Annotated in this window: 11 protein-coding genes; 2 read left to right on the top strand and 9 right to left on the bottom strand. The window is 45.9% G+C overall.

Annotated features, from left to right (window positions below; genetic code table 11):
- Positions 1-70: 70 nt before the first annotated feature.
- From ACS8E3_RS03780 to ACS8E3_RS03740, 9 genes are all read right to left on the bottom strand, one after another.
- Positions 71-2,566 carry a molybdopterin cofactor-binding domain-containing protein gene (locus tag ACS8E3_RS03780; RefSeq protein WP_439241405.1) on the bottom strand — a complete coding sequence of 832 codons (2,496 nt, stop codon included), beginning with the start codon at positions 2,564-2,566 and terminating at the stop codon, positions 71-73.
- A 2-nt stretch (positions 2,567-2,568) separates the two neighbouring features.
- Positions 2,569-3,561 (bottom strand): FAD binding domain-containing protein, encoded by a 993-nt coding sequence (locus ACS8E3_RS03775; RefSeq protein WP_439241403.1) that lies wholly within the window; start codon positions 3,559-3,561, stop codon positions 2,569-2,571.
- Complete coding sequence (locus ACS8E3_RS03770; RefSeq protein ID WP_439241402.1) at positions 3,558-4,229, bottom strand: 2Fe-2S iron-sulfur cluster-binding protein; 672 nt, start codon at positions 4,227-4,229, stop codon at positions 3,558-3,560. The genes ACS8E3_RS03775 and ACS8E3_RS03770 overlap by 4 nt, the downstream gene beginning before the upstream one ends.
- A gap of 990 nt (positions 4,230-5,219) precedes the next feature.
- Positions 5,220-5,945, bottom strand: coding sequence for a DUF3726 domain-containing protein (locus ACS8E3_RS03765; RefSeq protein ID WP_439241400.1), 726 nt, complete (start codon positions 5,943-5,945; stop codon positions 5,220-5,222).
- A complete protein-coding gene (locus ACS8E3_RS03760; RefSeq protein ID WP_439241398.1) occupies positions 5,942-7,765 on the bottom strand; it encodes a hypothetical protein in 1,824 nt (607 codons plus the stop codon). The genes ACS8E3_RS03765 and ACS8E3_RS03760 overlap by 4 nt, the downstream gene beginning before the upstream one ends.
- 107 nt (positions 7,766-7,872) lie before the next feature.
- On the bottom strand, positions 7,873-9,525 hold the full coding sequence (locus ACS8E3_RS03755; RefSeq protein WP_439241396.1) for a BCCT family transporter: 1,653 nt from the start codon (positions 9,523-9,525) through the stop codon (positions 7,873-7,875).
- A 212-nt stretch (positions 9,526-9,737) separates the two neighbouring features.
- A complete protein-coding gene (locus ACS8E3_RS03750) occupies positions 9,738-10,733 on the bottom strand; it encodes a membrane dipeptidase (RefSeq protein WP_439241394.1) in 996 nt (331 codons plus the stop codon).
- A gap of 179 nt (positions 10,734-10,912) precedes the next feature.
- A complete protein-coding gene (locus tag ACS8E3_RS03745; RefSeq protein WP_439241392.1) occupies positions 10,913-12,388 on the bottom strand; it encodes an aldehyde dehydrogenase family protein in 1,476 nt (491 codons plus the stop codon).
- Between the two features lie 87 nt (positions 12,389-12,475).
- Positions 12,476-12,862, bottom strand: coding sequence for a RidA family protein (locus tag ACS8E3_RS03740; RefSeq protein WP_439241390.1), 387 nt, complete (start codon positions 12,860-12,862; stop codon positions 12,476-12,478).
- Between the two features lie 213 nt (positions 12,863-13,075).
- Here ACS8E3_RS03740 and ACS8E3_RS03735 point away from each other — a divergent pair, with 213 nt between their 5' ends.
- The gene (locus tag ACS8E3_RS03735; RefSeq protein WP_439241388.1) at positions 13,076-13,975 is read left to right on the top strand and encodes a LysR family transcriptional regulator; all 900 of its coding nucleotides are present in this window, start codon (positions 13,076-13,078) and stop codon (positions 13,973-13,975) included.
- 57 nt (positions 13,976-14,032) lie between these two features.
- The gene (locus ACS8E3_RS03730; RefSeq protein ID WP_439241386.1) at positions 14,033-14,851 is read left to right on the top strand and encodes a sulfite exporter TauE/SafE family protein; all 819 of its coding nucleotides are present in this window, start codon (positions 14,033-14,035) and stop codon (positions 14,849-14,851) included.
- Positions 14,852-14,906: the final 55 nt, after the last annotated feature.

Here is a 14,906-nt window from a genome sequence, read left to right as displayed (position 1 = left end):
ACCTGCTTAGGATTAAAATTAATATTTAGCAGGTTTTATCTAAGAGATTTTTATACTTCGATAACGCTCATTACTCAGGCATATCGGCTAAGATTTTGTCTAAAGTAATAGGGAAGTCATAAACGCGTACACCAACGGCATTATAGATAGCGTTAGCAATAGCGGCCGCTGAGCCTGAAATCGAGGTCTCGCCAATACCTTTTATGTGCATCGGATTGGTATAAGGATCATCTTCTTCTAACAAAATTACCTCCAACTGCGGTACGTCAGCGTTGACCGGCACATGATATTCGGCAAGGTCATGATTACATAAGCGACCATCGCGCTTGTCATGAATAACCTCTTCCATCAAAGCAGAACCAATACCAAATATCATGCCGCCATAACACTGTGAAGTTGCCAACTTATGGTTGAGAATACGTCCTGCTGCATACACGCCAGTCATACGTTTGACGCGAATCTCACCGGTGACTCTATGTACCGCGACTTCAGCGAAATTCGCTCCAAACGAGGCTTGGCGATAGTTTTTGCCATTTTTACCTGGTTTGATCTGGCCTTTGGCGCTGATCTCTTGCTCGTCAAACTTAGCGATGATATCAGCTAACGCATAGGACTGATTATCATTAAAATCATATTGCTCGGTTGCTGATTTTAACTTTGATGCCGATTCTGGCAGCGGTATACCCGTTTTCTTTGACGCTATATCCATCAGATCTGCGGCTTTATCCATCAAATCTGAGACTTTATCAGCCAACTTTTCATCAACCAGCTCTGTGACTTTTTCTTTACCCGTATCTATGGCTACTTCTATTTTACTAGGCTCGTGCTCACCCGATTTTTTAATTTGGCCTTTATCTATACGAATGGTATCGGCATGAAGTCCTACTTTTTTGGCTAGCATGGCGCGTAGCTGCTCGCAAGCCAAATAGACACCACTACCGGCGCTGGCGGCACCAAAGCTACCACCAGAACCCGACGCTGGTGGCAAATCACTGTCACCAAGCTTCATCTCGATATGATCGATAGGCAGACCCAGTAGATCAGCAGCAACTTGAGTAAATACCGTGTAAGAGCCAGTGCCAATATCGGTCATATCCGTTTCGATAATGGCTTTGACGCCAAGCTCTTTTAAGCTATCGAGTTGCAAAATTGCCCGAGCTTCAGAGGGCTGCAATAGGTTACCGCGCGAGGTCCCAGACATACCGGTCCCTATCCACCAATCGCCTTCTAGCTGACTGGCAGGTTTGGGGTTATGTTGATCCCAACCAAACGCTTCAGCGCCTTTTTCCATACAGGCAACGAGCTGACGGGTGGAGAATGGAATCTCTTCGCTCGGGTCTTCTTCCGGCTCATTACGGCGGCGCAGCTCAATAGGATCAATCTCCAACTTGTTCGCCAGCTCATCCATCGCACATTCAACGGCAATCATACCGACCGCTTCACCTGGAGCACGCATAGAGCCTGATAAGACTTGGTTCATATCCACCATCTGATAGCTGACGCGGCGATTCTCTCCGCGATACAGGAAGTGAGTCGATAATGCCGTTGGCTCAAAAAATGCCTCACCCGGTAAATTACTGGTTGTAGTATCGTGAATAAAGGTATCAATAACGCCTTCTTTGTCACAACCAATAGCGATACGCTGTCGAGTGTTTGAGCGTCTTACTGTCGCCTCCATTACTTGCGGGCGCGTCATAGTAATCAGTACTGGACGACCAACTTCTTTAGAGGCAATGGCGGCAGCAATAGATTCTGGCGCAATACCCAGCTTACTCCCAAAGCCACCACCTACGTAGTATGAGATCAGCTCTACTTGCTCTTTATTCAAGTCTAGCGCGTCCATAATTTGCTGCTTACAAGAGGCGATCATCTGATTTGAAGAGTACATAATAAGCTTATCCTCTTCCCAATAAGCTAAAGTCGCATGCGGCTCCATAGCAGCGCTATTTTGACTGGGCGTGTGATACAAACTATCAAGGGTTACAGCTGAATCAGCCAAACCTTGTTCCGGATCGCCATGTTCAGCGTTCTTGTCTGAGCCTTTTTTCTCGTCAACATCATGAGCATTGGACAGCTGTTGGGTGAAATCCAAAGCCGCCTGCTCGGTCTCATCTTTATAGGTCACTTTGAGCGCATTGGCACCTTCAGTTGCTGCTTCAAAAGTTTCAGCGACAACAACAGCGATAGGTTGACCGTGATAAAAGATTTCACTTATGCCTTGAGTGGGGGCTTCGGTCTCGCCGCCTTGCTGTGAGTTACGTAAAAAGCGCTCAGGATCAGTAACGACTTTAATGATGCCCGGAATATCTGCGACCGAGTCGCTATCGATATTGTCAACCTTACCTTTAGCAATGGCCGCGCCAACCAGCACACCATACACTTTATTTTCGACCTCGATCTCTGCTGAATAATGGGCTTGACCGCTAACCTTTAACGAGCCCTCGACGCGGTTAATTGGTTTACCCACCAAATTACTCGCTGTTTTGTCGAATAAGGTTTCAACAGGCTCATTCATTTTTTCTTTATTGGTAGGCTCTGACGGTAATACTGAATCTAATAATGACATGATTATGCTCCCTCGCCCGCTAGTGCACGCTTAATGACTTGTTTTAGCAAACGGCGTGTTAGTGGTATTTTAAAGTCGTTTTGACCGCTACCTTTGGCATCTTTTAACAACAAATCTGCAGCCTGACTGATAGTGTCATCGTCGCCCTGCGTATCGATCAATAAATCTTCCACATCTTCATTGCGCCACGGCTGAGTACCAATTCCGCCAAATGCTAAGCGTACTGTCGCCAAATTACCATTATCATCAGCGTCTATCACAGCTGCACACGATACAAGCGCAAAAGCATAAGAGGCGCGGTCACGTACTTTGTCATAAGTGTGCATGCCTTTAATAGGTGCTGGCAGCACAACATGCGTAATAAGCTCACCTGACTCTAAAACGTTTTCGATATGGGGGGTGTCTTTTGGTAGACAATAAAAGTCTTTTATCGGAATCTGCCGAGTCGAGCCATCGGTTTTGGCAGTCTCGATGGTAGCATCAAGCAAACGCATAGCGACCGCCATATCGGATGGATGCTGAGCAATACAAGCGTCACTTGTGCCTAAAATTGCAAGGGAGCGGTTCTCACCATTGATGGCAGGGCAGCCGGTGCCCGGTTCACGCTTATTACAAGGGCTATCGGTATGATAAAAATAGTAGCAGCGCGTACGTTGCAGGAAGTTACCGCCAGTCGTCGCTTTATTACGCAGCTGTCCGGTTGCTCCAGCTAAGATAGCACGAGACAATACCGGATAATTGGCAATCACGCTAGGATGCGCAGCCAAATCACTATTGCTCACTAAAGTTCCGATACGTAGACCGCCATCGGCGGTGTCTTCAATCTGTTCGAGCTCTAAGCGTGTGACATCAACCAGTTTGGTTGGCGTTTCAATCTCAAACTTCATGAGATCGAGCAAATTGGTACCGCCTGCGATAAATGAAGCCTCTTTAGGGGTTGCAAACATTACCGCTTGCTGCGGTTCAAGGGCGCGGATATATTCAAAGCGTTTCATGAGCGGCCTCCTGCTGTGCTATTGGCAGTTTTATTATGGTTTACGGATTGGTTACCAAGTTGCGACTGACTGGGCGGTGGCGACCAAATACCCGTCACTGCCGAGTCTTGCAGCGAACTTGTAGTCGTCTCTTCACTAGAAGAAGCACGCTTAGCTGACACTTCGCTCTCAAGCACTTGTGAGATGGCATCCACAATGTTGGGATAAGCAGAACAGCGACAAATATTGCCACTCATGCGCTCAGCGATCTCTTGGACTAATAGCCCATTAGGGTTTTTGAGATCTGTCGTCACATAGCTTGGCCAGTTTTGTTTCACCTCTTCTATTAAAGCAGTGGCTGAACAAATCTGACCTGGGGTGCAATACCCGCACTGAAACGCGTCATGATCTTTAAATGCTTGTTGCAAGGTTGACAACGATTCGGGCATGCCGATACCTTCGATTGTCGTGATTTTATCACCATCGTGCATCACGGCTAAGGTCAAACAGGAATTGATGCGCTCACCATTGATGAGCATGGTACAAGCCCCGCACTGACCGTGGTCACAGCCTTTTTTGGGTCCGGTAATTTGTAGATGCTGACGACAAACGTCGAGCAGAGTGGTACGCGAATCAAGATCATCAAAGGAATAATTTTGGTTATTGATATTCAAAGTCAAAGTAGACATGCTGGCTTCTCGCTGGCAAAGGATAAGGGCTAAAATAAGGATAACTAATAAGTCATCATAAAATAGTAGAGGCAGCAGGCCAGTGAGTCTGTGTAGTAAATGTTATTCTAGGAAGGGAGGGAAAAGCTGAGGGGAGCGGCGATTTAAGAGCTTGGCGCTAAGCACAGGCCTTAGTAGTGACTAATCAAAAGTATGATAAGTTATATCGAGAGGTGAGAATAAAATCCTTTGGCGTACTGTTTACTTTTGCAACTGAGTCATTGAATAACTTAAATTATAAAAGTAACTAGAATAGCATTATCGGTTTTGTTTTACAAAACATTGTTTGCTGATTAACGGCCTCATCTACGTTTGCTACGGCGATCGATCTTTTGGTGCAGACGTTCAGGTTTATGGCTACTCATAGCACTTACAGAATGACTAACAGCGCAAAATAGATAAACAACCAGTGTCAATGAGACAATAAATGGGGTTAGCAGCCATATGATGCTATTAATAGTGAAAGGGAGTAGCAGACCATTAAAGATAGAGGTGTTGGGTATAAACGTGTCGCACAAGACATCCGTAATGCGCTTCGATATAGGAAACAATAAAGTGCTAACCCCTAATAAATAAAGGAGCTCGATAGAAGCATAGCCTTTAGCAAATATTATGAAGTAAAACATCATATAAAAGCTAAAGCTCAATAACCAACACTTGATAGAATAGCTGACTCGGAGCATATGCGACCTCATGACGCCAAAACGCGCTGATATCTGACATACTGGCATAATCAAACTCAAGCCTACGATGTGAGATAGAATTAAAGACAAATATGATTGAACTTATATCTACTAAATATAATCATAGCAAAAAAAATCTATACTGTTATCAATATATTCATTTTTTTACATATTTATTTTTAACGGCTTTTTTAACGATAAAAAACCCTCAAAGTGGTTAGCTTTGAGGGTCATAAAAGTAATATTGTTTTAAAGTTTAATGGCCGCTTTATACACCGCCTGCGCCTTTACTAGAAGCTTCGCTGTTCTCCACTAAGATAGCCGCTGCGGTTTTTTTGAGGGTATTCCACTGCTCATCATCGACATAAATGCCTTCTTTCCAAGCACGCTTATGCGTCTCATACAGCTCATCGGTCGATATCTTATGATCAAAATCTCGGCTTTCGTTATCAATATCGAAGTTAGCAGTAGCAAGCTCAATCACCATATCATCGGTGTTGTAATTGGCTTGAATCTCATTAAAGAAGTAAATATCAGGATAGGTAAAACCTTGATTTAGGGTAAACAACGTGTGCTTAGGGGCGCTGCCATTATCCCATTTGGCAAGGCAAGCGATACCTTTGGCCGATAGGTTGACCAGTTCGCTATAAGCCAGCCAGCGGTTGTGGCAGTTCTCGATATAGATTTTATAATGATCAAGATCGCCCATTTTCTCTAACGCGTAGTCCATAATAGTAGGCAAGTGACAGGCTAAGCTGCTGCTATGCAAATTAAAACGAATCTCATCGGCGCTCTGGGAGACGATATCGATAGGCGTATCTTGCTCAGTCAAAATGTAGGGGGTGGCATTATTGAATTGTTCAACACCATCAAGCCCCGCCATTTGTAATTCGGCGACCATAGTGGCGACTAGATCCGCTTCGCCGACTTCGCGGTGCATACCCGTAAAGGCTTTATACACGGTGCTGACAATCTCATTGCGTGAGACTATCATAGCTCTATCTCCTTCATCGCTTTATTTGCATAGTTAGGCACAATGGGCATAGTTGGCAGCGGTCCACTAGGCGCATCGGTAGCTAGCAGCGTTGTCTGCTCCGCTACAGACATCTTGCTCAAAGGTAAGCTTGGCAGTAGCGGAAACAGCCACTCATTGCTATGGACTTCATCGAACAGCGGCGCACCCTGAAATAAAGTCACCCGTACCCAGCGATCCGAGCGCGGATCGAATTTGGTTGCGCCAAACATCGATAGTTTGCAGCGCAGCAGATGAATAGGCAAAGTGTCTTTTTGTAGCACATTCATCTGAATATCGCCCATGCTCTTGTGACCCATCGTCCAAACTCGGCGAGCGATAGAGCGATACTTGGGCTGCTTTAACACAAACTCTGAGAGCAGCTGCTCAGGTTCGGCTTGTTTAAGCGCCACATACAAGCGATTCACTTGCCGGGCGATATCTAAAGACAGCTCACGATCATCGCCAGCTTCTACTCCGCGCACGCCCATCCGCGGCTCTTCTTTATCGACTGAGCGATACCAAAACCAATAACTGTTATCCGGCTCATTAAAGTCGATGTTGATTGCCCACTGATAACGGCTCTGTAATACTTCTAGCAAATCTGCAACCGTTTTACCTTTTGGTAGCGATAAGGTCTCATCGGCGTTGACCTGCTCTTGAAACGCATCTACTTGCTCAGGATATAGCTCCATCAAACAGGAGATAATGACCTCTTGGCTCTCATAACTTAGATCCTTTTGCGCGTGGAAAAAATCGTCCCAAGTCTGATATGTCTTTATACTCGTCAATAAATTATTGCGTAATAGCGTTAACTCTTTTACAGCGTTTTGGTTTAGCGCGGCTTGTGTCTCATCAATAGTGACAATTTCGGTAAAATGCTGAATAGCGCGGCTAAGCAGACTGGAGAAGTAAGCGGCTTTTTTTGAATTAATCTCATTGACTAGCGTCGCTTGTAGCGCCTCTTCTCGCATGGTCAGCCACTGATCGACAATGCAGGGATGATTAATCAAATAAGGCGCCATCCCAAGACCTGTGGCATTACCGATGCCCAAATAGCGCTTTATATCAGGATGTAGCGTGGTGGCCTGATCGCCGCCGCGAATATGTGCTAAATAGTCGACCCAATCGAGACTAAATTCACGTAGCAAATAAACCGCGCACATCTGCGCGCGAAAGGACTGATTAAAATCCTCGCTATGACCCAGCGGCTCAAAGTCATAAATACCAAATTTACCATTACCATAAACAGCCGTGGTACGCAGGATATAACCGACTTGCGCTAGAATATCGAGATCCGGCTGCTGACCCTCCGCTAAACGTGAGACTGTGTGCTCAAACACGCGCATACTCTTGTTCGCGCGCGCGAGCACCATGACCATATTGGAGTTGCGGCCCGCTTCTTGCAGCGGTACGTTAGCCTTAAGCTTATCTAGCAGTTCTTGCCCAATCTCACCATAGACTAAGCCAAATGTCACATCCCACTTCTGTGCAATAACCCTATCATTACGCTCGTCATCGGCCAGCTCATTGCAGAACACCACTAGATGATAAATATGTTCAGCGGTCTGCAAGCGGTAAATCACTTGCCCAAAACCGTTATCGTCTAAATCCCAAAGATAGGTGGTTAGTGTCCATTGCTCTCTATCAATCTTACGCAGCAGTGTACGTACAAAGCTAATGCGCGTCTGATGCATAGCGCCAAGCCTCTCAGCGTCCATGACGACATTGGGGGCACGTAAAGAACGTTTTGCCAGCTCAATGCCTGTCATACTATTATCATTTGCATGATCGAAATTCATAATGCCTCCATGGTCAGTCGTGTATTGAGCCGGTCAACTGGTATCGTATTGCGTGACCAAATGACCGATTATGTTGAGCTTTATTGCTTAAGGTTTTGAGATTAATCTCATTTTTTAACGGCCGCTTGTCTTTCTAACTTCTCCTCTTGAACGAGATAGTCAGTCTCTACGCGATTAGGACGATATAGGTCTTGATCGCGTGCCATCTGCTGAGCGATTTGCGGCCCATTCCATAATGAGGGCAGCAGAATAAAGGAGACGGGCACCGCGGTAATCACGATAAAAGATTGCAAGGCACTGACGCCGCCTGATCCTAAGGAGATTAAAACGATAGCAGTGATACCCATCATCACCCCCCAAAAGGTACGAATCATAGCGTTAGGCTCACGCTCGCCGCTGATAACCACACTAATAGTATAAGTCATCGAGTCGCCTGTGGTGACGATAAACACCGTAGTCAAAATAAGAAATAGTATTGAGATGATTAATGGGAACGGTAATGACTGCGTAACGGCTAGCAGGGCACCTGGTAGATTAAAGCCTTCAAAAGCGCTACTAACCACACCAGGATTGGCAATCTCAAACGCAAGGCCTGAGCCACCAACTACGGTGAACCAAAAGCAAGTCACCAGCGGCGCAATGATACAAACGGTGGTGATTAATTGGCGAATGGTACGACCTCGCGAGATACGCGCGATAAAGATCGCCATCATTGGCCCATAGCCCAAGAACCAGCCCCAAAAGAACACCGTCCAACCGCCAAGCCAGCCTTCATCACCGCGAAACGTCGCCATCGGAATGAAGTTTTGTACCATCGTACCGACGCCTTGGATGTAGCCATTAACAATAAAGTTGCTCGGCCCAAGGATCAAAATAAATAGCATCAGCGCAACGGCTAATATAACGTTAAAGCGGCTTAGCAATTGCATACCGCGCGCCAGACCACTGATAGCGGAGATGGTATAAAGTGCAATAGCGCCCACAATGATAATCAGCTGAGTGACAAAGGTATCAGGAATACCAAATAACTCGTTTAGCGCATAACTGGTCTGCAGTCCCAAAAAACCAATCGGACCGATGGTACCTGCAGCCACGGCAATAATACAGCAAGCATCGATAATAGCGCCGGTCTGCCCGGTCAACACTCGCTCACCAAATACCGGGTAGAGTAGGGTACGTGGTTTGAGCGGTAGACCTTTATCATAATGCAAATGCATCACGACAATAGCCGTCAAGCTACCAACGATCGACCACGCCAAAAATCCCCAATGCATAAAAGATTGCGACAAAGCATTAAAAGCGCGCTGCTGTAGATCAGCGGACTCGCCATAGACAGGCGGCGCGGTGACAAAATGGGCGATAGGCTCAGCTGCCGCCCAAAACACACCGCCGCCAGCGAGCAGCGTACAAAACAGAATCGCCATCCACTTAAAATTGTCCATCTCAGGCTTGGGCAGATTGCCCAAAATCACCCGACCCGTACGACCCGCGCCAACAGCTAGAGCAATGACAAAAGTAGCAAGGAGTAGTATCTGCCAAAAAGGTCCAAAAATATCAGCTGACCAAGTAAAAGCCGTGTTTACTACTACAGCCAGTTGTTCTTCAGCAAAAATGGCCATCATCACAAAGAGGGTAATAAAACCGCCGCTGTACCAAAATGCAGGGTTTTTTAGTCCTAAAGTATCGGTATTTTCTTCGATTAGTGTAGGCCTAGTGGAGCGTCCGAGCTCGTCTTGCTTAAGTCCCTTTAAATCAGCCATGGCTTGGCTTCCTATAGTTATCATGATAGTGAAGGTATCATGCGTTCATTTAGCTCAGAACTCTATTAAAAAGAGTAGAGAAGAGTACTCATACTCTGTTAGCTTGGCGGTTCTGAATAACGGTTAACGCTGAAAACAACTGATGTTTTAAAGCGTATTGAATTGTGTATAAATGCGACTTTATAAAAGCGTTTTAATTTAAGTTTTAAGCTCTAAGTTGAAGCTATAGGCTTGATGCCTTGCTCTAAAAAGTCGAACCAGTTCTGTCCGATGATTTTGCTCGCATCAGCTTGGTTAAAACCGTGTTGTAAAAGACCGTTATAGATATTTTCCATACCATCTTTACCTGCAAACCAAGGTAGAGTGTCGGGCCAGCCTGAGTTACTGGCACTGCCTTCGCCATAATCCATAGCTTTTGACCAGCGCCCATTACGCATCCATTCGAGCACGGATTTGGGCTGATTAAGACACAAATCACTACCGATGGCTAAATGCTCGACACCATATTTATTGGCGCAATTAGCAATCATAGTGCAGAAATCATCAAGGCTGCAGTCGCTACCGTTTGGCAGATGAAACGGGTATAAACTAAACCCTAACAAGCCGCCCGCTTCGGTTAAGGCGCTAATGACGGTGTCTGATTTATTACGCAGCGCATCATGAGCGGTAGTCGGATTGGCGTGGCTAATACAGATCGGGCGCGTAGAGTGCTCAATCGCCTCAAGGGTGGATTGCTCGGCGCTGTGCGACATATCAATAATCATGCCGACACGGTTCATCTCCGCTATCGCTTGCTGACCGAAACGCGTGACCCCGCTGTCTTTTGACTCATAGCAGCCGGTGGCTAGCAGGCTTTGGTTGTTATAAGTCAGCTGCATGATTAAGAGTCCTAAACGGCGCATGACGCTGATTAGGCCAATCTCATCATCGATAGGCGAGCAGTTTTGCGCGCCAAAGAAGATGCCAACTTTGCCTTCATCTTTCGCTGTCTTAATATCATCCACGCTATAGACGGGCGAGATTAAGTCGCTGTTTTGCTCGAAGTGCCTATTCCATTCAGCAAAGCGAGTCATGGTCTGACGCGCATCTTCGTGATAGACCAAAGTAGCATGTACCGCGTTGATACCGCTGGCCTGTAGCATCTTAAAATAATCACGATCCCAGTTACTATATTGCAAGCCGTCGATGACGATATGGTCTTGGTACATATCCGTGTCCTTTATGCTTTGGAAAAATTTACGGTTTTAAATGAAGTAATGTCGTATATTTTCATCTATAACTGGTATAAATTTTTTGGCTTGCTGCTCGCTTCGCTCACAGAGGCTGCAAAAAATTCATCCCAGTCATACTTTTTCTACGTCAACTACGATTTTATTTTTATAAAAAACTAATACGCCTTTTGATAAGCGGTCTTGACGATGGTATAGAACTCTTTAGCGTATTGACCTTGCTCACGCGGGCCAAAGCTTGATTGTTTACGACCACCAAAGGGCACGTGGTAGTCAGTACCCGCTGTCGCCAGATTGACCATGACGCAGCCTGCTTGCACTTGCTCTTTAAACATGGCGCTATTACGCAGGCTTTGGGTGATGATGCCGCCGGTCAAGCCAAAGCGCGTATCGTTAGTCATGGCAATCGCTTCTTCCAAGTTTTTGGCGCGTATCACACAAGCTAAGGGAGCAAACACCTCTTCTTGGTTAACATCCCAGCTATTTTCGGTCTCGGTAAACAAGGTTGGGGCCATATAATAACCGTCATGCTGCATCTCTAAACGCTCGCCGCCATAGGCTAGATTGGCACCTGCTTGTTTGGCCTTTTCAACCCAGTCCATATTGGCTGCCAGCTGCTTGTCATCGACCACTGGTCCCATAAAGATACCGTCATCTAATGCGTGACCAACCTTTAGGGTTTTCATGCGCTCGACCATAGCGTCGACAAAGGCATCGTGGACACTATCCATTACAATCAAGCGAGAGGAGGCGGTACATTTTTGCCCCGAGCCGCCAAATGCGCCCGCGATTGCGGCATCAACTGCGATTTGCATATCAGCATCATCAGCGATAACAAGAGCGTTTTTGCTACCCATCTCAAGCTGGCAACGCACAAAGTTTGGCGCGGTAGCGACCGCGACTTTACGACCTGTCGGCACTGAGCCGGTAAAGCTGACCGCGTCGATATCGGTTGAATGGATGAGCGTGTCGCCGACAGAGGATCCGCCACCTAATAGCAAATTAAACGTGCCCTCTGGCAAGCCTTGACGGTGAATAATTTCGGCTAAGGCAACCGCGCTGGCTGGCGTTAAATTGGCAGGCTTCCAGATGACGCTATTACCAAACGCGAGTGCTGGAGCAATTTTCCACACGGCAGTCGCGGTTGGGAAGTTCCAAGGAGAGATAATAGCGACAACGCCGACCGCTTCACGAGTGACTTCGACTTTGACCCCTGGGCGGACTGAATCTGCCAGATCGCCCATTTGACGTAGCACTTCGGCAGCGTAGTAATGAAAGAACTGACCGGCGCGATAAATCTCACCGCGACCCTCTGCGAACGGCTTGCCTTCTTCTAGCGATAACAATGTACCTAATTCGTCACAGCGCGCAATCATCTCATCGCCGATCGCTTGTAGGATAGATTGCTTCTTCTCAAGCGGCGTGGCTTCCCACTTCGGCTGCGCGGCACGGGCGGCTGCAATAGCGTCTTTGACTTGGTCGGTGCTGGCTTGTGCAAACTCGCCTAGATTTTCGCTAGTGTTTGAGGGGTTGATATTATCAACCGTATCGCTGCCCGCTTGCCATTCACCATTGATATAAAGTGATTTTGTTGGGTCTTGTTTTAGCGTGGTTTGTGCGATTTGAGTAGACATAAATGAATCCTTGATAAGATAGTTTGAATAAATGAGAAAAGTTGATTTAAGTATAATTATAATTATCGCCAATAAGGCGTATAGAGCTTAAGGCACAGCAGCATAAACTACCAGCTCAACCAGCATCTCTTCGCGAGCCAGTCCCGCTATTACGAGTGCGGCGCGATTAGGGTGAGGCGCTTTGAAGTACTCGGCATAGACTTGGTTAACGGTTTTGAGGTAGTCGCGATCGGTGACATAGATCAGCACTTGTAGTACTGCGTCCATACCAACGCCTGCACTCTGCAAGGTGTGCTTAAGGTTATCGAGCGTTTGCCGCGTTTGCGCTTCGATGCCGCCGCTAACGACTTCCCCTTTATCATCGATCGGGATTTGCGCGGTGTATAAGGTGCCATTATTGGTCACTGCCCACTCAAGAGGCGCTTTTGAGGCGTAAAGAGAAGTTTTTACCGCTTGTTTTGAGTGAGTAGACATAAAGCTCTCTTCCTTAGATAACATAAATAAATATCATAAACAGATATCACAACTTTAAATCGTCGTTTGATAGTTCTGATTAATAGTCCTGTGGTTAGCATTAATGCTACTCGGTTTAATATGACAAATCTAACTCATTAAATATTAATAATGATAGATTTAATTTATCATCTAAGCTAAGTTATAGGTCATATCGTTTTGGGCAGAACAATTATGAAAATACAACAGCTGCGTCATTTTTTATTAGTCGTAGAAGAGGGCGGTTTTCGCGCCGCCGCAGAACATGCGCATCGCACGCAAGCCGCGCTATCAGCTTCTATCAAGGAGCTAGAAAAATCGCTTGGTCAGCCCTTATTCGAGAGCGGTAACAAAGCCACCCTTAGCGCCTTTGGTGAGGTTTGTTTGCCGAAAATTGCGCAGTTTATGGCGGTGTATCAGGCGCTTGAGGAAGATTTGCAGTCAGTAGCGGCTGGCGATAAAGGCAAAATAAGAGTCGCAAGCGTACCGTCACTAGTGACCAAATTATTACCTAGCGTGTTAGCTGAGTATTCCAAAAAATATCCCGACATTGAGATTGTATTAATAGATGATAATTCGGTTGGGGTCGCCAATAGATTATTGGCAGGAGAGGTAGATTTAGCTTTGGGGAATTGTAATACTATCAATCAAGCAGATATCGACTTTACGCCTTTGATAGCGGATCCGATCGGCGTGGTCTGTCTGCGAGATAATCCGCTAAATGTTATTTTGAAGCAGTCGAAGTCAGCACAAGGACTGCGTTGGCAGCAACTCGTTGAGCAGCCATTTATCTATAATGGCACTTGTGGCCTGCTGGAAAATACCCCTGCTGAGGTGTTAAATCGGCAAGCGCGTTATACGGTTGAAAATATTACTTCCTTATTTTCCTTATTGCGCCACGACCTCGGTATCACCACTTTACCCAAGCTAGCCTTTCCGTCTAATGAGCCTGATCTGATTTGGCTGCCGCTACTCAGGCCAGCTTTGACCCGGCAAATAGGTATTTTCAAACGGGCAAACAAGACTATCTCACCTGCTGCGCAAACCTTTCATGACTGGTGCGTGGAGTATGTGCAAGGAACATACTTATTATGAGTCAGATAGCTATTTGTAATGAGCTATTAAAGAGAAGTTTGTAGATTAGGATTTGAAATGGTAGTGTTTGCAGCTCTAGCAGCGTCAACCTTATTGTTCGATACATTATTAGCTATCCCCAGTTGGCACTTAGCAGCCTTGTTTTTTGCAGGCATGTTGGCTTTTATCATATCTACCATATCAGGTGGCGGTGGTGCTTTGCTGTTGATACCGGTTACCTCTTGGTTATTTGGTGCGTCAACAGCCGCTCCTATTATCAATCTAGGCACTTTTATTAGTCGCCCTTCGCGGCTATATTTATTTTGGCAGGATATTGACTGGTCATTGATAAAATACTATGTGCCAAGCGCTATCATCGGCGCGTGGCTGGCGGCATTTTTGTTTAGTCGTCTTGATGGGAAATGGATCCAATTATTGGTTGGTCTATTTCTAATTTCGACTGTTTTTCAATATCGCTTTGGAAAAGTAGATAAGACCTTTTATATGCCCAAAATGGGGTTTATACCTTTAGGGTTTATCACGGCTTCTATAAGCACTATCGTTGGTGGTCTAGGGCCTATCCTCAATCCGTTCTATATGAACACGGGACTCCAAAAAGAAGACTTAATCGCCACCAAAACGGCCAACTCGTTTTTTGTAGGGTTGGCTCAGATTGGTAGTTATGCTTTTTTTGGTATCTTGACCGCCCAGCTTTGGATTTATGGACTGGTACTAGGACTGGGCGCAATAATTGGTAATATTATCGGTAAGCGCTTTTTAGCGGGCATGAGTGTGAAGCAGTTTCGAGTGATGCTTATTCTACTCATGGTCGTAAGTGGTTTGGTAATGGTCGTACAGAATGTTGGCTTATTGCTTGAGTCGTTGTCACTTTTATAAAAACAGATTCATAATCGATAAAAAACCTTACCGAATATAATACTCAGTAAGGGTT

Origin of the sequence: Psychrobacter sp. 2Y5 (assembly GCF_051847375.1) — a bacterium.
Lineage (GTDB): Bacteria > Pseudomonadota > Gammaproteobacteria > Pseudomonadales > Moraxellaceae > Psychrobacter.
The sequence above is the reverse complement of the archived record's forward strand: the minus strand, read 5'-3'. Positions and strand labels throughout refer to the sequence as shown.

Excerpts from the sequence above, each read along its gene's own strand:
- ACS8E3_RS03780 (WP_439241405.1), bottom strand. The coding sequence starts at position 2,566 with ATGTCATTATTAGATTCAGTATTACCGTCAGAGCCTACCAATAAAGAA.
- ACS8E3_RS03775 (WP_439241403.1), bottom strand. The coding sequence starts at position 3,561 with ATGAAACGCTTTGAATATATCCGCGCCCTTGAACCGCAGCAAGCGGTA.
- ACS8E3_RS03770 (WP_439241402.1), bottom strand. The coding sequence starts at position 4,229 with ATGTCTACTTTGACTTTGAATATCAATAACCAAAATTATTCCTTTGAT.
- ACS8E3_RS03765 (WP_439241400.1), bottom strand. The coding sequence starts at position 5,945 with ATGATAGTCTCACGCAATGAGATTGTCAGCACCGTGTATAAAGCCTTT.
- ACS8E3_RS03760 (WP_439241398.1), bottom strand. The coding sequence starts at position 7,765 with ATGAATTTCGATCATGCAAATGATAATAGTATGACAGGCATTGAGCTG.
- ACS8E3_RS03755 (WP_439241396.1), bottom strand. The coding sequence starts at position 9,525 with ATGGCTGATTTAAAGGGACTTAAGCAAGACGAGCTCGGACGCTCCACT.
- ACS8E3_RS03750 (WP_439241394.1), bottom strand. The coding sequence starts at position 10,733 with ATGTACCAAGACCATATCGTCATCGACGGCTTGCAATATAGTAACTGG.
- ACS8E3_RS03745 (WP_439241392.1), bottom strand. The coding sequence starts at position 12,388 with ATGTCTACTCAAATCGCACAAACCACGCTAAAACAAGACCCAACAAAA.
- ACS8E3_RS03740 (WP_439241390.1), bottom strand. The coding sequence starts at position 12,862 with ATGTCTACTCACTCAAAACAAGCGGTAAAAACTTCTCTTTACGCCTCA.
- ACS8E3_RS03735 (WP_439241388.1), top strand. The coding sequence starts at position 13,076 with ATGAAAATACAACAGCTGCGTCATTTTTTATTAGTCGTAGAAGAGGGC.
- ACS8E3_RS03730 (WP_439241386.1), top strand. The coding sequence starts at position 14,033 with ATGGTAGTGTTTGCAGCTCTAGCAGCGTCAACCTTATTGTTCGATACA.